The 20,343-nt window shown below is 60.8% G+C and carries 26 protein-coding genes; 11 read left to right on the forward strand and 15 right to left on the reverse strand.

Annotated features, from left to right (window positions below):
• Positions 1-2: 2 nt before the first annotated feature.
• From nagA to ACO54Z_RS02215, 6 genes are all read right to left on the reverse strand, one after another.
• The gene (gene nagA / locus ACO54Z_RS02190) at positions 3-1,127 is read right to left on the reverse strand and encodes an N-acetylglucosamine-6-phosphate deacetylase (RefSeq protein ID WP_485995542.1); all 1,125 of its coding nucleotides are present in this window, start codon (positions 1,125-1,127) and stop codon (positions 3-5) included.
• An 88-nt stretch (positions 1,128-1,215) separates the two neighbouring features.
• Positions 1,216-1,935, reverse strand: a complete 720-nt coding sequence (locus tag ACO54Z_RS02195; protein ID WP_485995543.1) for a M48 family metallopeptidase — start codon at positions 1,933-1,935, stop codon at positions 1,216-1,218.
• A 7-nt stretch (positions 1,936-1,942) separates the two neighbouring features.
• The gene (locus ACO54Z_RS02200; RefSeq protein ID WP_485995544.1) at positions 1,943-3,181 is read right to left on the reverse strand and encodes a tetratricopeptide repeat protein; all 1,239 of its coding nucleotides are present in this window, start codon (positions 3,179-3,181) and stop codon (positions 1,943-1,945) included.
• A gap of 64 nt (positions 3,182-3,245) precedes the next feature.
• Positions 3,246-3,917, reverse strand: coding sequence for a hypothetical protein (locus tag ACO54Z_RS02205; protein ID WP_485995545.1), 672 nt, complete (start codon positions 3,915-3,917; stop codon positions 3,246-3,248).
• Between the two features lie 14 nt (positions 3,918-3,931).
• Entirely contained in the window at positions 3,932-4,795 is an 864-nt protein-coding gene (locus ACO54Z_RS02210) for an alpha/beta fold hydrolase (protein WP_485995546.1), read from the reverse strand.
• A complete protein-coding gene (locus ACO54Z_RS02215) occupies positions 4,792-5,841 on the reverse strand; it encodes an NADP(H)-dependent aldo-keto reductase (RefSeq protein ID WP_485995547.1) in 1,050 nt (349 codons plus the stop codon). The genes ACO54Z_RS02210 and ACO54Z_RS02215 overlap by 4 nt, the downstream gene beginning before the upstream one ends.
• Positions 5,842-6,098: 257 nt before the next feature.
• On the opposite strand from ACO54Z_RS02215, the gene exbB reads away from it, so the two are divergent.
• The 6 genes from exbB to ACO54Z_RS02245 are packed head-to-tail and all read left to right on the forward strand — an operon-like array spanning position 6,099 to position 10,044.
• Complete coding sequence (gene exbB / locus ACO54Z_RS02220; protein WP_004142048.1) at positions 6,099-6,536, forward strand: TonB-system energizer ExbB; 438 nt, start codon at positions 6,099-6,101, stop codon at positions 6,534-6,536.
• Positions 6,533-6,928 carry a biopolymer transporter ExbD gene (locus ACO54Z_RS02225; protein WP_314912211.1) on the forward strand — a complete coding sequence of 132 codons (396 nt, stop codon included), beginning with the start codon at positions 6,533-6,535 and terminating at the stop codon, positions 6,926-6,928. The genes exbB and ACO54Z_RS02225 overlap by 4 nt, the downstream gene beginning before the upstream one ends.
• Before the next feature lies 1 nt (position 6,929).
• Positions 6,930-7,841 (forward strand): energy transducer TonB family protein, encoded by a 912-nt coding sequence (locus tag ACO54Z_RS02230; RefSeq protein WP_485995548.1) that lies wholly within the window; start codon positions 6,930-6,932, stop codon positions 7,839-7,841.
• A gap of 24 nt (positions 7,842-7,865) precedes the next feature.
• A complete protein-coding gene (locus ACO54Z_RS02235) occupies positions 7,866-8,339 on the forward strand; it encodes a TonB-dependent receptor plug domain-containing protein (RefSeq protein WP_485995549.1) in 474 nt (157 codons plus the stop codon).
• A 33-nt stretch (positions 8,340-8,372) separates the two neighbouring features.
• Positions 8,373-8,891 (forward strand): hypothetical protein, encoded by a 519-nt coding sequence (locus ACO54Z_RS02240; protein WP_485995550.1) that lies wholly within the window; start codon positions 8,373-8,375, stop codon positions 8,889-8,891.
• Entirely contained in the window at positions 8,857-10,044 is a 1,188-nt protein-coding gene (locus tag ACO54Z_RS02245) for a TonB-dependent siderophore receptor (RefSeq protein WP_485995551.1), read from the forward strand. Before ACO54Z_RS02240 ends, ACO54Z_RS02245 begins: the two co-directional genes overlap by 35 nt.
• Before the next feature lie 98 nt (positions 10,045-10,142).
• Here ACO54Z_RS02245 and ACO54Z_RS02250 read toward each other — a convergent pair whose 3' ends face one another.
• From ACO54Z_RS02250 to ACO54Z_RS02275, 6 genes are all read right to left on the reverse strand, one after another.
• Positions 10,143-10,970: a hypothetical protein gene (locus tag ACO54Z_RS02250; RefSeq protein WP_485995552.1), complete on the reverse strand. Its 828-nt coding sequence runs from the start codon at positions 10,968-10,970 to the stop codon at positions 10,143-10,145.
• Between the two features lie 268 nt (positions 10,971-11,238).
• The gene (locus tag ACO54Z_RS02255) at positions 11,239-12,531 is read right to left on the reverse strand and encodes an adenylosuccinate synthase (protein ID WP_485995553.1); all 1,293 of its coding nucleotides are present in this window, start codon (positions 12,529-12,531) and stop codon (positions 11,239-11,241) included.
• 157 nt (positions 12,532-12,688) lie between these two features.
• Positions 12,689-12,889 (reverse strand): DUF2065 domain-containing protein, encoded by a 201-nt coding sequence (locus ACO54Z_RS02260; protein WP_485995554.1) that lies wholly within the window; start codon positions 12,887-12,889, stop codon positions 12,689-12,691.
• 277 nt (positions 12,890-13,166) lie between these two features.
• Positions 13,167-13,301, reverse strand: coding sequence for a hypothetical protein (locus ACO54Z_RS02265; protein WP_485995555.1), 135 nt, complete (start codon positions 13,299-13,301; stop codon positions 13,167-13,169).
• A gap of 272 nt (positions 13,302-13,573) precedes the next feature.
• Entirely contained in the window at positions 13,574-14,113 is a 540-nt protein-coding gene (locus ACO54Z_RS02270; RefSeq protein ID WP_485995556.1) for a hypothetical protein, read from the reverse strand.
• Positions 14,114-14,122: 9 nt separating this feature from the next.
• A complete protein-coding gene (locus tag ACO54Z_RS02275; protein ID WP_485995557.1) occupies positions 14,123-14,629 on the reverse strand; it encodes a hypothetical protein in 507 nt (168 codons plus the stop codon).
• A 99-nt stretch (positions 14,630-14,728) separates the two neighbouring features.
• On the opposite strand from ACO54Z_RS02275, the gene creB reads away from it, so the two are divergent.
• The 3 genes from creB to ACO54Z_RS02290 all read left to right on the forward strand — a co-directional run bounded on the left by creB (position 14,729) and on the right by ACO54Z_RS02290 (position 16,534).
• On the forward strand, positions 14,729-15,388 hold the full coding sequence (gene creB / locus ACO54Z_RS02280; protein ID WP_485995558.1) for a two-component system response regulator CreB: 660 nt from the start codon (positions 14,729-14,731) through the stop codon (positions 15,386-15,388).
• Positions 15,389-15,552: 164 nt separating this feature from the next.
• Positions 15,553-15,942 (forward strand): SMU1112c/YaeR family gloxylase I-like metalloprotein, encoded by a 390-nt coding sequence (gene gloA2, locus ACO54Z_RS02285; RefSeq protein WP_485995559.1) that lies wholly within the window; start codon positions 15,553-15,555, stop codon positions 15,940-15,942.
• A gap of 103 nt (positions 15,943-16,045) precedes the next feature.
• Positions 16,046-16,534 (forward strand): PAS domain-containing protein, encoded by a 489-nt coding sequence (locus tag ACO54Z_RS02290; RefSeq protein WP_298078995.1) that lies wholly within the window; start codon positions 16,046-16,048, stop codon positions 16,532-16,534.
• A gap of 154 nt (positions 16,535-16,688) precedes the next feature.
• On the opposite strand, the gene ACO54Z_RS02295 is transcribed toward ACO54Z_RS02290, so the two are convergent.
• The 3 genes from ACO54Z_RS02295 to ACO54Z_RS02305 form a co-directional block, all read right to left on the reverse strand.
• Positions 16,689-17,000, reverse strand: a complete 312-nt coding sequence (locus ACO54Z_RS02295) for a hypothetical protein (protein WP_485995560.1) — start codon at positions 16,998-17,000, stop codon at positions 16,689-16,691.
• Between the two features lie 213 nt (positions 17,001-17,213).
• Positions 17,214-17,717, reverse strand: a complete 504-nt coding sequence (locus ACO54Z_RS02300; RefSeq protein ID WP_485995561.1) for a type 2 periplasmic-binding domain-containing protein — start codon at positions 17,715-17,717, stop codon at positions 17,214-17,216.
• A gap of 13 nt (positions 17,718-17,730) precedes the next feature.
• Positions 17,731-18,102 (reverse strand): PstS family phosphate ABC transporter substrate-binding protein, encoded by a 372-nt coding sequence (locus ACO54Z_RS02305; protein WP_485995562.1) that lies wholly within the window; start codon positions 18,100-18,102, stop codon positions 17,731-17,733.
• Between the two features lie 324 nt (positions 18,103-18,426).
• Between ACO54Z_RS02305 and ACO54Z_RS02310 the strand changes: the two genes are divergently transcribed.
• A complete protein-coding gene (locus tag ACO54Z_RS02310; protein ID WP_485995563.1) occupies positions 18,427-19,335 on the forward strand; it encodes a DMT family transporter in 909 nt (302 codons plus the stop codon).
• A gap of 271 nt (positions 19,336-19,606) precedes the next feature.
• Positions 19,607-20,341 (forward strand): YebC/PmpR family DNA-binding transcriptional regulator, encoded by a 735-nt coding sequence (locus ACO54Z_RS02315; RefSeq protein WP_485995564.1) that lies wholly within the window; start codon positions 19,607-19,609, stop codon positions 20,339-20,341.
• Positions 20,342-20,343: the final 2 nt, after the last annotated feature.

Consider the following 20,343-nt stretch of genomic DNA (forward strand, 5'->3'; position numbering starts at 1 on the left):
TGTTATGTGGTCGGTAATGCCTGCAACTGCATTGCATCGCTCAGCCACAGCACGTCGTTCACATCGCGACGGGTGATGCGCGCCAGATCAGGGCGGTCAAGGTAGCGCGCGGGGTTGGTGATGACCATGCCGAGCGCGTCTTCTACCGCGAGGTGCATGTAGCGGATGGCGTTTTGCACGCATTGCAGCAGGGTGACGTGCGCGCCGGCAAGCGAGCCGTGTTCGTTGACCAGGCGGTCTTTTTCGACGAAGACGCGCACCCCGCCCGGCAGGGTAAATTCGCGGATATCCGTGCCGATGGTGTGCATCGAGTCGGTGACGAGGATAAGGCGGTCTTTGCCGATGAGTTTGCAGGCGGCGGCGAGCGAATACGGGTCGCTGTGGACGCCGTCGGCGATGATGCCGCAGTAGAGGCGCAGTTCGGCGGCACTGCCGATAACGGCGGGGTCGCGCCCGGCGAGCGGCGGCATCGCGTTGTAGAGGTGGGTGACGCCGCCGAGGCCTTCTGTCCAGGCGCGTTGCATATCGGCTTTGCTGGCCATGGTGTGCGCGGCATTGACGCGCAGGCCGAGCGCGCGCAGGCGGCGGACGGTGCCTGCGGGGACGCGCTCCGGCGCAAGCGAGACGATGCTGTGTTGCAGCGCGTCCGCGTGTTTTTCAAAACAGGCGAAGTCGCTTTCGTCTGGCACGCGCAGGTAAGCGGGGTTGTGCGTGCCTTTTTTTTCCGGGCTGAGGAAAGGCCCTTCAAAGTGGCCGCCGAGGATGCCCGGCACGCGGCGCGTGGCGTCGGCGATGGATGCAATGGCGCGGTGGTAGTTGTCTTTGGCGTCGGTGATGAAGGTCGGCAGCATGGCGACGGTGCCAAACTGGCGGTGCGCGGCGAGGATGTGGGCGAGGCCGTCGGCGTCGAAGCGGTCATTGACGAGGTAGCCACCGCCGCCGTTTGCCTGGGTTTCGATGAAGCCGGGGGTAAGGATGCCACCGCCGAGGTGATGCACGGTGGCGTCTGCCGGGATGTCGCCCGTGGCGGCAACGGCGAGGGTTTTGTCGTTTTCCACGAGCAGGGCGTGGCCTTCGAGCAGCACGTCGCGGTGATAGATGCGGGCGCCGGTGTATGCGGTTTTCATGGTGTGTCTCCGTAGTAATAAGTGGTGCGGGCATTGTACGCCGATTGGCTCATCCCGGCGGGTGCGGGCAGTGGGCAGATGCCGGTGCTCACATCAGCGTGCCGTGCTCCCGGCGGAAGTGTTCCAGCGCTGTCTTGCGCGCCCGCCAGTCCGGCTGCACCGCCTGCATCAGCGCGTAGAAGGCGGGGCTGTGGTTGTGTTCCTGTAAATGGCAGAGTTCGTGAATGATGACGTGCGCGATTAGCGCGGGCGGATACTGGATGAGGCGGGTATTCAGGGTGAGGATGCCGTCGCGGCGGCAGTTGCCCCAACTGCGGCGCATCGCGCGGTACCGCAGCGGCGGCAGTGCGCGTACCCACGGGCAGCGCGCCGCTTCAAACGCGACCATGCCGGGCAAATGGGCGGCGCTTTGTGTCTGGTGGAAGCGGCGGAAGGCGGCGGCAAGTGTCGCCGCGTCGCTGCGGACGGCAATCAGGCTGTCGCCTGCGCGGTGGATGTCGCGCGCGGCGGTGTCGCGCAGCACGAGGCGCAGCGGCACGCCCAGGAGCCAGTGCGTGCTGCCGTCGGCGTAGGGCGAGGGACGCGCCGCCTGTGTTTCCAGCGAGCGGGCGCGCGCGGCCAGCCAGTCGAGGTGTTCGTGGATGAAGCGCAGGATGTCTTCTGTCTTGCTGCGCGGCGGGTGCGAGAGGTAGATGTTGCCGTCGGCTTCTACGGTCAGACGCAGGCGGCGGTTGTTGCGCCGCGGCGGTCGGCAGTGGATGCGCCAGGTTTGTCCGGCGTGCGGGATGTCAAGAATGGCGGGTTTCATGCGCGCTTTATTCGCCGCGCAGTTGTCGCCGTTCGTTGAGGATTTGGTTGATGTCGTACGGCGTTTCGCCGAGGGCGCGCATTTTTTCGATGGCGGCGTCGTTGCCGAGGCGCAGCGACTGGCGGTAGTCCGCCTTGCGTTCTTCTGCCGGGGTGTCGGCGTCGGCGAGGTCAGCGTGTTTTTGGTAGGCCAGGGCGACGGCGGGGGTGTCCTGCGGGTTGGGTTCGATTTGATAGTCGTAGTTTTCGCTAACGCGCTGATAGAGCAGGCGCGCGCGTTCGCGGTCGGCCGCAACGCCTTCGCCGTTCTCGAACATTGCCGCCAGCGCCATGTTTGCCGGGATGCTGCCCGCCATGCTGTACCAGCTGTAGGCTTCAGTCAGGTTTTGCGGCACGTTTTCGCCGTGGCGGTAGATGTCGCCGAGGGCGGTGGCCGCTTTGGCGTCGCTTTTGCTGCTGTCGTAGTTGGTGAGTGCGGCTTTGCGGTAGTGTTCGCGCGCGGTTTTGGGCTCGCTTTGTCGCAGCAGTTCGGCGAGTTTGTAGTGGGCTTCGGCTTCGCCGAGGGCGGTGGCGGCTTGGTAATAGGTGCGCGCTTTGGCGGGGTCGCTGTCGCGGTAATGGTCGCCGAGGCGCAGCGCGGCGTGCAGTTCACCGCCCGCGGCGGCTTTTTGGTACCAGTCGCGCGCCTGTTCGGGTTGTTCGGCTTGCAGGAGGTCGCCCAGTTTCCAGGCGGCGCGGGCGCTGCCGGCTTCGGCGGCTTTTTGGTACCAGTCGCGTGCCTGGTCGGGGTCGCTGTTTTCTTCGTCGTGGTAGTGGTCGCCGAGGGCTTCCATCGCCGGGACGAACCCTTGTGCGGCGGCTTTTTCCAGCCAGTCTGTGCCGTCATAGCCTTGTTCGTTCAGGGTGTTGCCGTAGGCGTTTTGTGCGAGCGGGTCGCCCTGTTCGGCGGCGGTTTTCAGGTATTTTTCGGCGGAGACGTTGTAGTCGCGTGCCTGGTAGAGGCGGGCGAGCTGGTAGGCGTAGCGCGGGGTGTCCGGGTGGGCGGCGTAGCTGTTTTCGCAGGCAAGGCGCAGTGTGTCCCAGGCGGTGTTGTCGTCGTCAAAGCGTGGCGGTTGTTCGACGCCACGCACGCCGGACGGGTTGCCGGGGTGCAGCGGGTCGGCGGCGCGGTCGCATTGGGCGGTGTCGTCATCGGCATGGGCGAGCGGGACGGCCAGAAGGAGGGCGAGGAGGAGCGGGGTTTTCATGGGGTTCCTTTTTGGGTTTTACATACACGTTGAGCGCTCATGTGTATGTATATTGGAGGGAAGGTCAGGGTTTGGCTTCGTTCATCATTTGTACGACGCGGTCGGAGAGTGCTTTACGCGCGGCTTCGATTTCGGCGTCGCGCGCGCCACACATAAGTTGGTAGAGTTTGTCATTGAGGTAAAAGGCGCTACAAAAAGCTACTGCAATCATAAATAAAGAGAATAGCCAACCATCGGAAATCCATTTCGTCATGTTATTGGCCATAATAAAACAAGCTATACAGACAATGACATTTAATACCCACAGATAAATCGGTTTTTTAATTTGAAACATTTGCGGCAGCAGGTCGGCGCGCCAGGTGGTTTTTTGCAGGGTGTAGTTGTGCAAGGCGATGTATGGCCCCTGGTTATTGCCATGGGGAACAACCCAGGCAACTGCGGCATCGTGTCCGTCGCGTAGCGGAATGTCCCAGTCTGTCAATGAAAAGTCTTCTTCTTTGCCGCTCGTTTGGTTGCGCAGGAAGAATTTGTCGTAGATATGGGTTTGCGTGGTAGAACGTATTCCGCTGGTACCGCCGTACACTTTTCCATCTATACCGGTACGAATACTGCCGCCGCCCCCGCTTATTTCGGTATGGACGGTGCGGCTTTTGTTAACGCCAACGGCGATGCCGCGAAATAGCAGCACATCGCAGTGGAATTTGTCGTTATAGCTGAATCCTTTTTTGTTTCGCATAGTTATGTAATCCATTATGGCAGCGGCTTTTCCTGCCAGAATTGTTTGATGGCGGCGGCGACGGCTTCGGGATGGTCCATGTGCAGGTGGTGGCCGCCGTCGAGTTTGGCAACGCGGATGTCCTGCGTCAGGCGGTAGCGTTCGGGCAGGTAATGCCAGTGCGCGGTGAAGCCCTGGTTGCCTTCGATCATCAGGACGGGCGCGGTGATGCGCGGGATGAATTCTTGTACTTGTTCTTCGGAGAGCATCATCGGTTGCCACACGGTGAGGCGTTTGTCGCTGATGAAGCGGTAGCCCTGTGCTTCTTTGATGAGGTTGCGGCGTACGAGGCGTTCGGCGCTTGCGGGGTGCATCGCGCCTGCCTTGATGCGCGCGGCGATGAGCGGCGCGAGGTCGTCGTAGTGGCGGGTGCTGCGCGGGTTCATGTAGTCCATCGTCAGCAGCCGCTCGCGCATCCGCTCCGGCAGGTCGTTGTGGTCGGAGACGTACGGCGTGCCGTAGCATTCGATGCAGACGAGGCGCGCGATGCGGTCGTGGAAGGTGCCCGCGAGCATACTGGCGACCGCCGCGCCGAGCGAGTGGCAGACGAAGTCGATTTTTTCGATGCCCAGCGTTTCGGCGGCGTACATGGCGTCGCGCATATGGTCGGTGAAGTGGTAGCCCGCGCCGAGCGGGCGGTGCGCGCTGCGGCCGTGTCCGGCAAATTCGAGGGCGATGAGCGAGGTGTTGTCATCTATGAGGTGCGGCGCGAGCGGGGCGAAGCTGGCGGCGTTGTCGAGCCAGCCGTGCAGGGCGAGGACGATGTGTTCGCCGTCGCCCCAGCGCTGGCCGGCGAGGCGGATGTGGGGCAGGTCGATGCTGATTTCGCGGGGGGTCATGGGCATGGGTTGCTGATGTCGGCGTGGATGGTGTCAATGGCGGCGAGGGTGTCGTCGCTCAAGGTGATGTCGATGCTGGCGATGTTTTCGGCGAGCTGGTCGAGCGTGGTCGCGCCGATGATGTTGGACGTGACGAACGGGCGGCTGTTCACAAACGCCAGCGCCATTTGGGTGAGGCTGAGTCCGGCCTGTTCGGCGACTGCGGCGTAGCGCTCCACCGCAGCGAATGCTTGCGGCTTGGTGTAGCGGGTGAAGCGCTCAAAGCGGGCGATGCGCCACTCGGGTTGCCACGGTTTTGTGCGGTATTTGCCGCTGAGCAGGCCGAAGGCGAGCGGCGAGTAGGCGAGCAGGCCGATGTTTTCGCGTAATGACACTTCGGCGAGGCCGACTTCGTAGCTGCGGTTGAGCAGGTTGTAGGGGTTTTGGATGGAAACGGCGCGGCTGCGCTGGCTGTGCGCGCTTTCGCGCAGGTGCGCCATCACGCCCCACGGAGTTTCGTTGGACAGGCCATAGGCGCGGATTTTGCCCGCTTGGACGAGTTCGTCGAGGGCGGCGATGGTTTCTTCAAGCGGGGTCATGTCGGGCGGGTCGTTGAGCGCGCTCAAGCCAAGGCGACCGAAGTAATTGACGCGCCGCTCCGGCCAGTGCAGTTGGTAGAGGTCGAGGTAGTCGGTGTGCAGGCGGGCAAGCGAGGCATCGCAGGCGGCGTGGATTTGTGCGCGGGTGAAGCGCGAACCGCCGCGGATGTAGTCCTGTTCGTCGCTGTCGCGCGAGGGGCCGGCGATTTTGCTGGCGAGGACGATGTCGTCGCGTTTGCCGCGTTTTTGCAGCCAACTGCCGATGTATTGTTCGGTGCGGCTGTAGGTGTCGCGCTGCGGCGGTACCGGGTACATTTCGGCGGTGTCGATGAAGTTCACGCCGTGTGCGAGGGCGTAATCGAGCTGCGCGTGCGCCTCGTCTTCACTGTTCTGCTCGCCGAAGGTCATCGTACCGAGACAGATGACGCTGACGTCGATGCCGGTCGTGCCAAGTTTGCGGTATTGCATGGGGTTCTCCTGGAAAAGTAAGGCGCGCACATTACCACCGCGCGGGAAAAGTGCAATGCGACTACAAAACTATAGCGGCATTCACGAAGCGCTGGACAAGGCGCGCCGCTGAAGGCAGTACGCATTTGTACGGCGAAGCGGCGCAACACCGTACAGGGCTTTGTGAGGCCGCCATAGAAGATAAGAATCCCTCTTGTTTACAGCCCCATAGCGCCCGCGTATAGTGGCGCCTTTCATTAACATTAGAGGACTCCATCATGGAATTTCTGAAAGCGCACGTCGATTACATCATCCTCGGCATTCTGGGTTTAATGAGCCTGATCATGCTGTGGAAAGTGGTAGAACGCTATATATTCTTCGCCCGCATGGACGTGCGCGATTATCCCAATATCCATGAACTCAATATCGCGCTGGAACGCAATCTGACGCCCATTTACACCATCGGCTCCAATGCGCCGTATGTGGGACTGCTGGGAACCGTCACCGGGATTTTGATTACCTTCTACGATATGGGACAACACGGCGGCAATATTGACGCGGCACAAATTATGGTCGGCCTCGCACTCGCCTTAAAAGCGACCGCGCTCGGCATCCTCGTCGCCATACCCTCCATCATGTTTTACAACATGCTCTCGCGCAAAGTTGATATCCGCCGCGAGAAATGGCTGTCTTACCAAATCGGGAATGCGCGATGAAAAAATTTGACCAAATCAACGTTATTCCCTTCATCGACATCATGCTGGTATTGCTCGCCATCGTTCTAATGACCGCGACCTTTATCGCCCAGGGCAAAATAGACGTCAATCTGCCGACCTCAAAATCACCCGCCGCCCTGCATTCCGAAGACACCCTAAAACTCATCACCATCGATAAAGACGGCATCTATTACCTGAAAGACGGCGAAATTGTGGACGAAAAAATCGGCGTCAATGAGCTAGAAAAAATCATCGAAAGCTGGCCGGAAAACCAGCGGGTAACCTTAAAAATTGACGCCAAAACCCCCTTCCAACATTTCATAGAAATCCAAGAAATGCTGAAAAACAAAAAATTCCGCGTCGCTGTACTCGCCGTACCAGAGGAGAAATAACATGGCCGGATACAGCCGGGCGAGAAGCGCGGCGGCCTTTTGCCTCTCGCTCGCCGTACACACCGCACTCTTTGGCGGCGGTTGGTATCTCTACCAAAGCGGACGCGCCGCCCCCGTTGCAGTCGAAAACGTATTAGGCTGGGAATCGCTGCAATACCTTACCGAAGAAGAACACGCGCCTGCCCCGCCCCCCGCTGCCGAACCGCCTCCACCGCCACCAGAACCGCAGCCAGAACCGCAGCCAGAACCCGAACCGGAGCCGGAACCCGAACCGGAGCCGGAACCTGAACCCGTTGTAGAAGAAAAAGCCGCGCCGGTCGAAATCAAAAAAGAACCACCGCCGCCGCCGAAAAAAGAAGAACCCAAAAAGCCCAAAGAAAAACCCAAACCTCCAAAAGAAAAACCGAAAGAAAAACCCAAAGAGCCGCCCAAGCCAAAAGAAAAACCCAAACCGCGTGCAGAAACACCGCCAGAACCCGCGCCACAAATCCGCGAACGTCCGCAAAACATCCCGCCCGCACCGCGCCCGGTGAATATCGCACCGCCCAGCAACAACCTTTACGGACAAACACCGAATGCCGTCGCCAATAATGGCAACAAAGCCAATGGTGGCTCCGCGAACGGTGCACAAAGCGGCAACAAACAAAGCGCGGCCAGTTACAACGCCGGACTGCAAGGGCGCATCGCCAGCACCGTACAAAAACGCAAAGGGCGCATCCGCGAACGCGGCACCGCAGTGGTTGCCTTTGACATCCAGGCCAGCGGCCAGTTCACCAACATCCGCATCGAACAAAGCTCCGGCGTACAGCGCATTGACGACCTCATCCTCGAATCGGTACGCAGCGTCGGCAGCTACGCGCCACCGCCGGAAGGCCGCACCGTCGCCAAGCGCATCCCGCTTAACGTCAGATAATTCAAGAAATATCAGAGATAAACCATGAAACACGCACCTTTGGCGGCTGCTGTGCTGCTCGCCATTCCTGCCCTGGCACAAAACGGCGAAAGTGAAGACCTGCAAGCCATTAACGTCAAAAGCAGCGGCGACGATACCCGCACCGAAGACACGCGCAGCTACACCACTGCGGCGATGCGCACCACCACCGGCCTTGCCCTCGCGCCGCAGGAAACACCGCAATCCGTCAGCGTCGTCACCAAAACGCAGCTTGACGAGCGCGGTATTACCACCATGCACGACGCGCTGAAAACCACCACCGGTATCAACGTCATCCCCGATTCCGGACGCTGGCGCTACCAGTCGCGCGGCTTCTACGTGGACAAAATCGAAGAAGACGGCATCGCCAGCACCGTGCCGGGTGCTGCGGGCAACCCTTACAACGATCCGCAGAGCATGAGCGATCTCGCCATTTACGACCACATTGAAGTCGTGCGCGGCGCGACCGGACTCACCTAGTCCAACGGTGAGCCGGGCGGCACCATCAACGCGGTGCGCAAAAAACCGACCGCAGCGACGCAGGCCAGCGCCAGTCTGCAGGCCGACCGCTTCGGCAAGGTGTATGGCACTGGCGATCTCTCCGGCAGTCTCAACCAGGCGCAGACCCTGCGCGGTCGCGTCGTCGGCGTTGCCAGCCGCAACAAAAACTGGCAGAAAAAACACGCGGGTAACGACGGCACCCTCTACGGCGTACTGGAAACCGACCTTGGCGACAGCGCCACCTTCAGCCTCGGCGGAATGTACCAAAGCACGCAGGAAACGCCGGATTTCTACGGCGTACCGATGGGTCGCGGCTTCAATCTCAACTTGCCCGCCAAGAGTTATCTTGGCGCCGACTGGAACCGCAAAAAATACAAAAAGGCGAATGTTTTTGCCGAACTCGATTACGCCATCAACGATAATTGGGATTTCAACAGCAAACTGAATTACGTTCACGCTGAATCCGATGAACAATTTGCCTTCATCAGCAATACCAGTGGCAAATTTACCGGCGTTGAAAAAAAATGGTGAACTGGCGGGTGCCAGCGAAAACATCCAGCGTTATAAAAATCGTGGCGACAACATCGCCTGGCAAAATACCCTTAGCGGTAAATTCAATGCCTTTGGTCAGCAACACGACCTGTTCTTTACCCACCATTCCAGTCGCGAAAAATCTGATTCACATAACGTTTGGAAAGACCACACTGCCCATCCCTACAACATCTACACCTTCGACTGGAAAACACTCACCAAACCCGATTGGACAAACAATAACAAAGATTACACCGACACCGGTCGGGTAATTACCACCCATGCGTTTTCCGCCGGGGCGAGAATTAACCCAACCGAACAATTACACATTCTCGCCGCCGCACGCTTCACCAACTGGCATTACGACTCGGAAAATCGCAAAACGGGTAAAGACAGCAAATACAGCAAAAATATGCTCGTCCCCTATTTCGGCATTACCTACGACCTCACGCCGAAACATAGCCTCTATGCCAGCTATACCACTATCGACAAGCCGCAAACCGTGCACGATATGAATAACCATTTGCTGAAACCGATAACCGGCACGAATTACGAAATCGGCTGGAAAGCAGACTGGTTCGGCAATGGCGAATTAAACAGCGCGCTCTCGATCTTCCGCATCGAACAAAAAAATCGTCCCTTTGATCTGGAAACGCGCAATAGCGCGGGTGAATGGGCATATCTCGCCCAGGGAAAAATCCGCAGTCAGGGTATTGATGCCGAAATCTCCGGTAGTCTCACTCCCGACTGGAAACTCTTTGCCGGATACACCTACAACACCAGCAAATACCAAAAAAACGAAGGCGAACGTTACCCCGCCGGAACGAATTTCAGTAAACACACACCGAAACACATGGCGCGCCTCTACAGCAGCTATAACCTGCCATTCCATGACCACAAATGGACCATCAGCGGCGGCGTGCGTGCGCAAAGTGCAACGAATAGTTTGTGGAATGTTGGCCAGGGCGGTTACGCCTTGTGGGATTTGGGCGTGAAATATGATGTGAGCAAAGATTTGAGTGTGAGCCTGACAGGCAGCAACCTGGCAGACAAACGCTATTATGAAAATCACCGCGTCCGCACCATGGGCATTAACAATCTCTATGGCGAACCGCGCAATGTCATGCTGAAATTCGACTGGAAATTGCAATAATCTGTTGCCCACTGCGGGCTGCGGCAAAACGCCGTTTACATACACGATTCCCGCTTTCGTGTATGTAAACGGCGTTTTGTCTTGCTGAGGCTGCTCAATCAGGCCGGGGATGACGGCGGGCGGATAAAGGGATTTTCGCCGCTTTGAATCAGCGCGAAGGTGCGTGCCGGGGAGAAATGATTGTCCGCGTCGCGGGTTTCAGGGCGCAGCATCCGTTGGGCGTTATGGAAGGTGTACCAGCCATGCGCGCCGCGCCCGATGCTGTCGTCCAGCGGGAAGGCGTCATTGCCGTCCGCGCTGGCGGGCATATAACCGACGGCGCCATCATCAATGTAGATGTGGTCGGGGTGGGCGTTGTGGCGCGGCATTTCGTCGCCGCAGGCGAGGAGGTACGGGCTGCGCAGCGCGCCGCCGACGCGGAGGACGGCGGCGGGGCTGGTGGCGCAGACGGCGAGGGCAGCGTCAAGGTCGCCGTGGATGTCGAGGGTGGCGTCGTCCAGGGTCAGGCTGTCAATGCGGGCGTTGCCGCTAATGGTGAGGCGGATGCCGCCGTCAAGATTGAGCGCGCCGTGCAGGGTGAGGTCGCCGTCAATGATGATATGGGCGGGCAGCGTGCCGCCGCTTTGGCGGCGGAACCAGTCGCTGTCGAGGATGCCGTTGTGGCTGAGTGCACCGTGGAAGGTGAGGGTGCCGTCCTCGGCGCGGGTTTCCGGGATGTGCGCGGGCAAGGCAGGGCGCTGGGCGAAACTGCGCAGGGTTTGGCGGATATGCTGGTGGATGCGCGCCGCTTTTTGTAGCAGGTATTTTTCGAGGGTGCCGGGGCGGTAGATTTTTTGGTTTTCGTCTTTGGCGACAAAGGTCAGGACGACCAGAAGGATGATGATGAAGGCGGCAAAGAGGTAGATGGGGATGTAGCGGCTGGTCATGGCGAGGCTCCGGGGTGGCGAACGGGGGGATTTTTGTTGAAAGCGCCTGTTGGTTGGTTTTATGCGATTTTGGGGCGATGAATCATCCACGGCTGCGACAAGTACCCCATACGGTTTACATACACCTTGAGCGCCCAGGTGTATGTAAATGTGGGGCAGCAGAATAACTGTGCGCCGCCAGCCCCATCCCCCGGCACCCATGGAAAGACCGACGCCTTTTCATGGCCTTTTCATGGGTACCCTCGCCCCACCGGGGAGCGGGGAGCACTCAGGCAAGCAGCGTTTCCCGCTGGATGGTGTGGACGCGGTCGGGGCCGGTGGAGACGATGGCAACCGGGACGCCGAGCGCGTGTTCAAGCCAGGCGATGTAGGCGCGTGCCTTTTCTGGCAGTTGGTCGTAGTTGGTGATGCCCACGGTGCTGCTTTGCCAGCCGGGCAGGGTTTCATACACCGGTTGGCAGCGCGCCAGTTCGTCCGCGCCGACCGGGGCGATGTCGAGCCGTTCGCCGTCCATCTGGTAGGCGGTGCAGACTTTGATTTCCGCGAGTGCGTCGAGCACGTCCAGTTTGGTCAGGCACAGGCCGCTGATGCTGGAGTTGTAGATGGCGCGGCGCAGCGCGGGCAGGTCTATCCAGCCGCAGCGGCGGGCGCGGCCGGTGGTGGCGCCGTATTCGTGCCCGGTTTCGGCGAGGTGTTTGCCGGTGGCGTCGGTCAGTTCAGTGGGGAAGGGGCCGCCGCCGACGCGGGTGGTGTAGGCTTTGGCGATGCCGAGGATGTAGTCGAGGTGGCGTGGGCCGACGCCGCTGCCGGTTGCTGCCCCGCCAGCGGCGGTGCTGGAGGAGGTGACGAACGGGTAGGTGCCGTGGTCGATGTCGAGCATCGCCCCTTGCGCGCCTTCAAAGATGATGTGTTCGCCTGCTTCGCGGTGGCGGTAGGCAGCCAGCGTCACGTCGGTGATGAGCGGGCGGACGCGGTCGGCGTAGGCGAGCCATTCGGCGGCGACGGCGTCGTAATCCACCGGGGCGGCGTGGTAGTAGTGTTCGAGCTGGAAGTTGTGGAAGTCCATCAGTTCGCGCAGGCGTTCGCGGAAGGTGTCCGGCTGCATCAGGTCGGCAAGGCGCAGGCCGCGTCGCGCGATTTTGTCTTCGTAGGCGGGGCCGATGCCGCGCCCGGTGGTGCCGATTTTGTTGGCGCCGCGTGCGGCTTCGCGCGCCTGGTCTAGTGCGCTGTGGCTCGGCAGGATGAGGGCGCAGGCGGGCGAGATGTGCAGCCGTTCCATCACGGGCGCGCCTGCGGCTTCAAGCGCGGCGATTTCTTCAAAGAGGGCGCGCAGGCAGAGGACGACGCCGTTGCCGATGTAGCTTTCGACGCCTGCGTGCAGGATGCCGGCGGGGATGAGGTGCAGCACGGTTTTTTTGCCGTCAATGACGAGGGTGTGGCCGGCGTTGTGCCCGCCCTGGTAGCGCACGACCGCGCCTGCTTTTTCGGTGAGGAGGTCAACGATTTTGCCTTTGCCTTCGTCGCCCCATTGGGCGCCAATGACGACCAGGTTTGTACTCATGGGTGTTTCCTTGGTTAAGTAGTGAGGAATGGGGTGGATTTGGCGGCTATTGTGCCACTTTATTTAATAAAAATCGGGCGCTGTTCTGAAATGTATGCCGCCGCCCACTGCTACAGGAGGGTGGGGCTTCTTGCTGAAGCTAACGGGTTCAAGGGCTTTAGCGCGCCAGCCATAGCAGCACGGCGACGATGAGGAGGGCGGTGGCGGCCATGCCGAGGCCGATGCGGCGCAGGGCGTTGTCCGGCAGTTCGCCCAGTTGGCGCATGGTGCGCCGCCAGACGGCGGGGGCGATGCCAATCAGCGCGCCTTCGCAGAGGAGCATCAGCGCGAGCGCCAGCCACCAGGTGGTCATGTTCATGGTTTTGTGTCCGGGGTTGTCGGGAAGGGGATGGTACGGAAATTCCCATAAAACATGAGAATTTTGCAGAATTGAGGCAAGTATACCCCAGCAACATCAGCCGCAAACAGTTTGAAAACCTCCGCCCGCTACTGGCAAGCGCACACCAAAAAAAGCGAAATCGCGGCGTATAAGCCTTCTGTGGCTGTTGCGTACTGGCTGCCGGTGGCGGGCGTTGCCCGGCGACTTAAAGCGTCCCTTGAACTCCATTTGCCACAGGGCATTGGGCCAGGGGTGTTCAAAACGCTGCCAGGGCGTATTTGCGGCTGATGCCAAAGCGGCGGCAGAGCTCGCTGAGGTTGCGAGAGGGATTTTGGGCGAGGGCAAGGAATTCTTGACGTTGTCGGTTCACGGTAAGGGTTCTCCAGGGCATAGGGTTCTCCGTCGTTGGGATGGTAAAAGTGTTATCTATAGCCATCCGCCGAAAGCCTCATACTGCGTTGTCTCGCCGTACAACCGCGTACTGTCTTCGACAACGCGCCTTGTCTGAGACTTTCGGTGGATGGCTATACCTATGTCCTCGCACACCTGTTACCCATGTGTCCGCTCTATACAGGTTCGTCGGGTAAGGGGGCTGAATTGCAAACATCCCCTGAACGACACAAAAAACCCCGCCGCAGCGGGGTTTTTCATGACGGCGTGCGCTCAGCGCAGCCATTTTTGCCCGGCGGGTGTTTGCGCGATGGCGTCCAGTTGCGCTTTCGCGCCCGCAAGATCGCCGAGTTCGGCCTTGTTTTGCAGTTCGACGATGCCCTGGCGGAGCTGCGCCAGCTCATCAACGTAGGCCTGCTGCTGCGCGTTGTCCACATCGCCGATACCCAGCAGTTGCGCCTGGTCGGCGTAGGCGGAAAACAGGCGCAGCGGCTCTGCCATCGCTTCCAGCGTGTCCGCTTTTTGCAGCGCGTGGAAATTGTCGCGCAGATACTGGCGGGTTTGCGCCGCGTCGGCGTTGTCAAAGCGCTGCGGCGGCGGCAGTTTGTCGCTGGCGGGCGCGGCTTCCACCTGCGTCACCGGTTGCGCGGTCTCTGTTGTGGTCTGGTTGCCCACGGTGCGCTCGGTGGTGACGGTCGTGGTGGTTTTCACGATGGCAGGCGGCTGCGGTTGCGCCATATCTACCGCGTTGTCGTTCGCCGCCAGCGCGGATGCGCCGAGCGCGATCAGGCTGAATAGCAGCGTTTTTTTCATGGCGACCCCTTATTGCAGGCGGTTGGCAATGGCAGGGATTTGCGCGATGGTGTCCAGTTGCGCCTTGGCGCTGGCGAGGTCGCCCGCATCCACCGCTTCACGCAGCGCGGCGATGGCTTCGCGGAACTCGGCGCGTTGTGCTTTCAGCCCCTTGCGCGACAGGGCGCGTTCCCCGGCGGCGTTAAAGCGGCGCAACGGCGCGGCCATCGCTTCGGGCGAGTCGGCGTTTTGCAGGGCGGCGAAGCTGTCGCGCAGTTGGCTGCTTTTGACCTTGCCGCCAGCCTTGCTGCTGTGCGCGTAGCCGCCGCGTTTGCTGTTGTCCTGCCATTCCTGCACGTTCGCCACCGGTTGCGCGGTTTCGGTGCTGGTTTGCCCGCCGACGGTGCGCTCGGTGGTGATGGTGCTGGTGGTCGTCACTTTGGATGGCGGCTGCGGTTGCGCGCGATCAACGGCGTTGCCATCTGCCAGCGCGGGTAGCGCAAGCGCCATCAGGGTCAATAACAATGATTTCTTCATGATTCACCTCTTTAGTGTGCGCCTGGATATTCAGACGCGGGCAACCATAGCACGCGCGGGTGAACGCCAGCTTAACGCCACATTACTTATAATGACCGCATGAAACACATCCTCCTCATCGAAGACGACCCCGCCATTGCCGACCCGCTCAGCTACGCGCTCGCGCGTGAACAATGGCAGGTGGTGTGGCACGACACCGGCATCGCCGCGCTCGCCGCCCTGCAGGCGCAGCGCTTTGACTGCATCGTGCTCGACGTCGGCCTGCCCGACACCGACGGCTTTGAACTCTGCCGCCGCATCCGCCAGCAATGGCAAACGCCGCTCATCTTTTTGAGCGCGCGCAACGAAGAAATCGACCGCATCGTCGGCCTTGAACTCGGCGCGGACGACTACTGCGGCAAGCCCTTCAGCAACCGCGAACTCATCTCGCGCATCAAGGCGGTCTGCCGCCGCAGCGGCGAGGCGGAGACGGTCAGCGTCTGGCAGCATAACGACAGCGCGCAAACCATCAGCTATCACGGCGTCATCCTTGACCTCACCCGCTACGAATACCGCCTGCTGCGTCATCTGCTCGCCCATCCCGGCCAGACCTTTGACCGCGACCAACTGCTGAACACCCTGTGGGATCACCCCGACCACATCGACAACCGCACCGTCGATAGCCACATCAAAACCCTGCGGCAAAAACTGCGCGCCATCGCGCCCGACGCCGACCCCATCCGTACCCGCCGGGGCTACGGCTACCATCTGGAGCCGTAAGAGCCTGTTCAATATCCCGTTACGGGCGTAATGTATGCGGGGTTGGGCGGGCTGCGGCGTTGCAAAACTTGGCAAGGTAGCCCACATTGCCTGCGTTTTGCGCCTTGCATCCCATCCCAACCCGCACCCACCCGCCACGCACCAGAATATTGAACAGGCTCTAAATGCACATCCACCACACCGCCCTCATCGTCTCCGATTACGCGCGCAGCAAGCGCTTCTACACCGAAATCCTCGGCCTGGAAATACTGGCCGAGCATTACCGCGCCGCGCGCGATTCGTGGAAACTTGACCTTGGTCTGAACGGCCAGTACGTCCTTGAACTCTTTTCCTTCCCCAACCCGCCGCCACGACCGGGCAGCACGAGTGGCGCGCCCGAAGCCTGCGGCCTGCGCCACCTCGCCTTTGCCGTCGCCGACATCCCCGGCAAACGTGCCGAACTGCAAGCGCGGGGCGTCGCCTGCGAAGCCATCCGCATCGACGAATACACCGGCAAGCAGCTATTTTTCATCAAAGACCCGGACGGCCTGCCGCTGGAGTTTTACCAGCAATAACCCCTCGCCCGACATGGCACAGAACGTGCTTCAATAAAGACAATCGTCGCGTTCTTTCGTGACGGGAATAACCAAGAAACCCCTTCCAGAACAAAGGAAAACCATGAATCCCATACCCGATATGGAAAAACCGTCCGGCCAGTCCGAAGCCTATGACCTCACCTACTACGACGGCCACAAACGCCGCGTATATGTGACCGACGCGCAGTTTTACCTCACCAACACCATGATGATTTTCTCGCGCACCGACACCAAGGGCTTCATCACCAGCGTCAACCTGCCCTTCATCGAAGCCAGTGGCTGGGACAAAGAAGACCTCATCGGCCAGCCGCACTACATCCTGCGCCACCCGCATATGCCGGCGTCCGCCTTTGAAGACCTGTGGAGCACGCTGCAAGCGGGCAAACAGTGGACGGGCTGCGTGAAAAACCTGCGCAAGGACGGCGGCTACTATTGGGTACGCGCGGTGATTGACCCCATCATCGAAGACGGCAAAATCGTCGGCTACAACTCCGTCCGCCGTCGCATTGACAACGCCACCATCAAAGAACACGAAGCGCTCTACGCGCAACTGCGCGCTGCCGAGCTCTGATTCGCGCCCATGCGCTACCGCATTCGCGCGCCTAACCTCCGCCCTTCGGGGCGGTTTTTTTATTGCCTGGCGCCGGGAGACTTCCTCCCCGCTTTGCAGGGAAATGGTAAACAGCTGCTAAAAACCCGCCATCCGGCGGGTTTTCTTGACGCGGTTATTGCGGCGGCAGCAGCCGGGCTTTCAGTTTTGCCAACACGGCCGTCGCGCCAACCGTGCCGTTTTGTTGCTGCTCCTGCGCCCAGCGGTCGAGTTCGGCGCGGTAATCACTCGCCTCGCCCCAGGCGGCGACTTCTGCCGGGGTGAGTTCGCGCAGGGTGACGCCTTTTTCTTGCGCGGTCTTGAGGATTTGCGCGTAGTGGTCGTCCATCATTTTGCCCAGTTCGGCACAGGATTTGTCGGCGGCGCGGGCAAAGGCGGCCTTGTCGTCGTCGCCGAGCGCCGCCCATTTTTCGTTGTTGATAACCACGGGGTAGATGTGCCCCAGCTAGAAGTCGCGCGAGACCAGCGCGTAGGGCGCGTACTCGTAGGCTTTGATGTCGATGGCGCTGTCGATGTTGACCATCAGTCCGTGCATTTCGCCGTTCTTCAGTTTGGCGTAGGTTTCTTCGCCCCAGCGGCTGTTGGTCGGGATGGCGCCCGCGTTTTTGAGGAAGGCGCGGTGCCAGAAGCTGGCGGTGCGCTAGGTTTGTCCCTTGATGTCGTCGAGGGTTTGCAGGGGTTTGACGCTGAAGAAGGCGACGGGGTAGCCGGTGGCGATGATGAGCGGCATCGCGCCGTTTTTTTGGTATTCGGCGGCGAGTTCGGGGATGTCGGCGTAGATGCGGCGCAGGGTTTGTACTTGTTGCTCGCCAGCGGGGCCAATCATGAAGCCTTTGAAGAGCTGGTTCAGCGGCAGTTGTTCGGCGCTGTATTCGGGCACGGCGACGATGAGGTCGGTTTTGCCGTCGGCGAGGGCTTGCAGCTCGTCGTGCGCCCTGGCGATAGTACCGCCCCAGTGCGGCTCGATTTTGATGCGTCCGCCGCTTTCCGCCTCAACGTGTTTGAAGAAGACGTTGTTGATGAAGCGGGTGCGCATATTGCCGTAGGGTTCGTGGTCGCTGTAGCGCAGCACGGTCTGCGCGGCGGCGCTGTGCAGCAGTCCGGCAGCGAGGCAGAGGGCGGCGAGGGTGTGTTTGAGGCTCATGATGGCTCCGGGTTCAGGGGGTAGGGGAGGGTGGTTCGGTAAACGGCACGTAGCCAGTTTTTTGCACCAGCTCCTGCCCTTGCGGCGATTGTACCCATGCCAGCAATTGGCGCACGTTGTCGCTTTCGCGCCCGGCGACGGTCACGGCGTAAAAGTCGTTGGTGAAGGGATAGCGGCCCGCGCGGATGTTGGCGTGGTTGGGGGCGATGCCGTCGATGTTGAGCAGTTTGATTGTTTTTTTCGCGGTCATCTGCGTGCTGTAGAAGAGGAAGGAGTAGCCGAGGGCGTCGCTGAAGTTGTAGTAATCGGAAACGCGGTCGATGATGCCGCCCATGTCGCCTGCGATGTCTTCGCGCGGTGCGGCTTGCAGCGGGGTGTCGCCCATGATTTGTAGCCGCACGCCCACAGGTTGATGTAGCCGCCGATCAGCACGGGAAAGCCAAGTGCCAGCCACATGGGAACGCCGGCAAAGAGCAGCAGGATGGCGCCATAAAAACTGCCCGCCAGCAGGGCGAGCAGGCCGAGAATGAAAAAGAAGGAGTACCAACCGCTACGGTTGATGGTTGGGATCATGGGAGGGCTCCGGTTGGGGGAAAGGCGCAAGGATACGGAAGGGCGGGGCTATCTGCACGCGGTTTGCAAGAGGGTAGGCGGCAACGGGCGATGGCAAAAGGCGTATCATGCCCGCCCTCGTTGGTTGGAGACCGTTATGAAACCGCACATCTGGCGCATTCACGCGCAACTGCTTGGCATGGCGCTTATCTGGGGCGCGGCATGGACGTGGGGACGCATCGTCGCCCAGGCGATGCCGCCGCTCACCGCCGCCAGCCTGCGCTTCCTGATATCCACCGTTTTCCTGCTGCTGTGGCTGTACCATCGCGACCGGCTGCGCGCGCTCACCGCCCTCAACCGCCGCCAATGGGCGGGACTTGCGCTCGCCGCCGCCTGCGGCGTCAGCGGTTACGCCATCTTCTTCATGCTCGGCCTGCGCCATATCGGCGCCGGACGCGCCGCCGTCATCTTCTCCATCAACCCGGCGCTGACCATGCTCGGCGCGGCGTGGCTGTTCGGCGAACGGCTCAACCGTCGCATTCTCTGCGGCATGGCGCTGGCGGTCGGCGGCTCGCTCATCGTCGCCGCGCGCGGCAATCCTCTGTTGCTGTTTGCCACCATCGGCGCGGGTGAATGGCTCATTTTCGGTTGCGTCGCCTGTTGGGTCAGCTACTCGCTGCTCGGCAGGCGCGTGCTGACAGGCATCGACGCGCTCACCGCCACCACGGCCACCGCCCTCATCGGCGGCGCGATGCTCTTTGTCATCAGCCTCGCCAGCGAAGGCACGGCGGCATGGGCAAGCCTCGCACACGTCGCGCCCCCGGTCTGGGCAACGCTGCTGGCGCTCGCCCTCGGCGCCACCCTGCTTTGCTATCTCTGGTATTTCGAGGGTATCGCCGCCCTCGGCGCGGGCAATGCTGCCGCCTACATGACGCTTATTCCGTTCTTCGCCGTGCTGATTGCCGCCGGGTGGCTGGGCGAACCGCTGACCCTGTCGCTTGTCAGCGGCGGCGCGCTCACCATCGGCGGCATGGCGCTGATGCACAGCGGGCGGGGCAAGGCATAGTCTGTTATGCCCGGCTATACATACAGGATAGCGGGGAAGGTGTATGTAAATAGTGAGCGGCTTCAGTTGTAGGGTGGGGCTTGCCCCACCGTTAAAGCCGCGTGTTCCGTCATGGTGGGTCAAGACCCGCCCTACAATTTACATACACGATAGCGGGGATCGTGTATGTAAATGGCGTTGAAAACCGTGGCAGGCGTGGTGGCTGGCATTCGTGCGGGGCGCGTAATAGAATGCGCGCCTTTTCGTAATCCAATCAATTTAAGAGGAATTTATGGCCGGTCACAGTAAATGGGCAAATATCAAGCACAAGAAAGCAAAGGAAGATGCCAAGCGCGGCAAGGTCTTCACCCGCCTCATCCGCGAGCTGACGATTGCTGCACGCCACGGCGGTTCGGATGCCAGCAGCAATCCGCGTTTGCGTCTCGCCATTGCCAAGGCGCAGGCGGAAAACATGACCAAGGACACGATGGAGCGCGCCATCAAGCGCGGTGCGGGCGAGCTGGAAGGCGCGCAGATGGAGGAAATCCGCTATGAGGGCTACGGGCCGGGCGGGGTCGCGGTGATGGTCGATTGTTTGACCGACAACAAGAACCGCACCGTTGGCGAGGTACGCCATGCCTTCACCAAGGCGGGCGGCAATCTCGGCACGTCCGGCTCGGTCGCGTTTCAGTTCACCGAGCGCGGCGTGCTGTTCTTTGAGCAGGTCGCCGACGAGGACGCTTTCATGGAGGTCGCGCTTGAAGCGGGCGCTGCCGATTTGGAGATTGACGAGAACGGCGCCGAGGTGCTGACCGACCCTGCCGATTATGCCGCCGTCTATGATGCGCTGGTCGCCGCCGGTTATACGCCGGACGAGAGCGAGGTGACGATGCGTGCTGATAATCTCTCGCCCGTCTCCGCCGATGACGCCGACAAGGTGATGCGCCTGATTGAGCGGCTGGAGGAGCTGGACGACGTGCAGAGCGTCTATACCAACGCCGATTTCCCGGAAGATTTCGCAGGCTAAAT

The organism is Cardiobacterium sp. (assembly GCF_057314735.1).

Coding starts and splice junctions, on each gene's coding strand:
- nagA (WP_485995542.1), bottom strand. CDS start 1,127: ATGAAAACCGCATACACCGGCGCCCGCATCTATCACCGCGACGTGCTG.
- ACO54Z_RS02195 (WP_485995543.1), bottom strand. CDS start 1,935: ATGAAACCCGCCATTCTTGACATCCCGCACGCCGGACAAACCTGGCGC.
- ACO54Z_RS02200 (WP_485995544.1), bottom strand. CDS start 3,181: ATGAAAACCCCGCTCCTCCTCGCCCTCCTTCTGGCCGTCCCGCTCGCC.
- ACO54Z_RS02205 (WP_485995545.1), bottom strand. CDS start 3,917: ATGCGAAACAAAAAAGGATTCAGCTATAACGACAAATTCCACTGCGAT.
- ACO54Z_RS02210 (WP_485995546.1), bottom strand. CDS start 4,795: ATGACCCCCCGCGAAATCAGCATCGACCTGCCCCACATCCGCCTCGCC.
- ACO54Z_RS02215 (WP_485995547.1), bottom strand. CDS start 5,841: ATGCAATACCGCAAACTTGGCACGACCGGCATCGACGTCAGCGTCATC.
- exbB (WP_004142048.1), top strand. CDS start 6,099: ATGGAATTTCTGAAAGCGCACGTCGATTACATCATCCTCGGCATTCTG.
- ACO54Z_RS02225 (WP_314912211.1), top strand. CDS start 6,533: ATGAAAAAATTTGACCAAATCAACGTTATTCCCTTCATCGACATCATG.
- ACO54Z_RS02230 (WP_485995548.1), top strand. CDS start 6,930: ATGGCCGGATACAGCCGGGCGAGAAGCGCGGCGGCCTTTTGCCTCTCG.
- ACO54Z_RS02235 (WP_485995549.1), top strand. CDS start 7,866: ATGAAACACGCACCTTTGGCGGCTGCTGTGCTGCTCGCCATTCCTGCC.
- ACO54Z_RS02250 (WP_485995552.1), bottom strand. CDS start 10,970: ATGACCAGCCGCTACATCCCCATCTACCTCTTTGCCGCCTTCATCATC.
- ACO54Z_RS02255 (WP_485995553.1), bottom strand. CDS start 12,531: ATGAGTACAAACCTGGTCGTCATTGGCGCCCAATGGGGCGACGAAGGC.
- ACO54Z_RS02260 (WP_485995554.1), bottom strand. CDS start 12,889: ATGAACATGACCACCTGGTGGCTGGCGCTCGCGCTGATGCTCCTCTGC.
- ACO54Z_RS02265 (WP_485995555.1), bottom strand. CDS start 13,301: ATGCCCTGGAGAACCCTTACCGTGAACCGACAACGTCAAGAATTCCTT.
- ACO54Z_RS02270 (WP_485995556.1), bottom strand. CDS start 14,113: ATGAAAAAAACGCTGCTATTCAGCCTGATCGCGCTCGGCGCATCCGCG.
- ACO54Z_RS02275 (WP_485995557.1), bottom strand. CDS start 14,629: ATGAAGAAATCATTGTTATTGACCCTGATGGCGCTTGCGCTACCCGCG.
- creB (WP_485995558.1), top strand. CDS start 14,729: ATGAAACACATCCTCCTCATCGAAGACGACCCCGCCATTGCCGACCCG.
- gloA2 (WP_485995559.1), top strand. CDS start 15,553: ATGCACATCCACCACACCGCCCTCATCGTCTCCGATTACGCGCGCAGC.
- ACO54Z_RS02290 (WP_298078995.1), top strand. CDS start 16,046: ATGAATCCCATACCCGATATGGAAAAACCGTCCGGCCAGTCCGAAGCC.
- ACO54Z_RS02300 (WP_485995561.1), bottom strand. CDS start 17,717: ATGAGCCTCAAACACACCCTCGCCGCCCTCTGCCTCGCTGCCGGACTG.
- ACO54Z_RS02305 (WP_485995562.1), bottom strand. CDS start 18,102: ATGGGCGACACCCCGCTGCAAGCCGCACCGCGCGAAGACATCGCAGGC.
- ACO54Z_RS02310 (WP_485995563.1), top strand. CDS start 18,427: ATGAAACCGCACATCTGGCGCATTCACGCGCAACTGCTTGGCATGGCG.
- ACO54Z_RS02315 (WP_485995564.1), top strand. CDS start 19,607: ATGGCCGGTCACAGTAAATGGGCAAATATCAAGCACAAGAAAGCAAAG.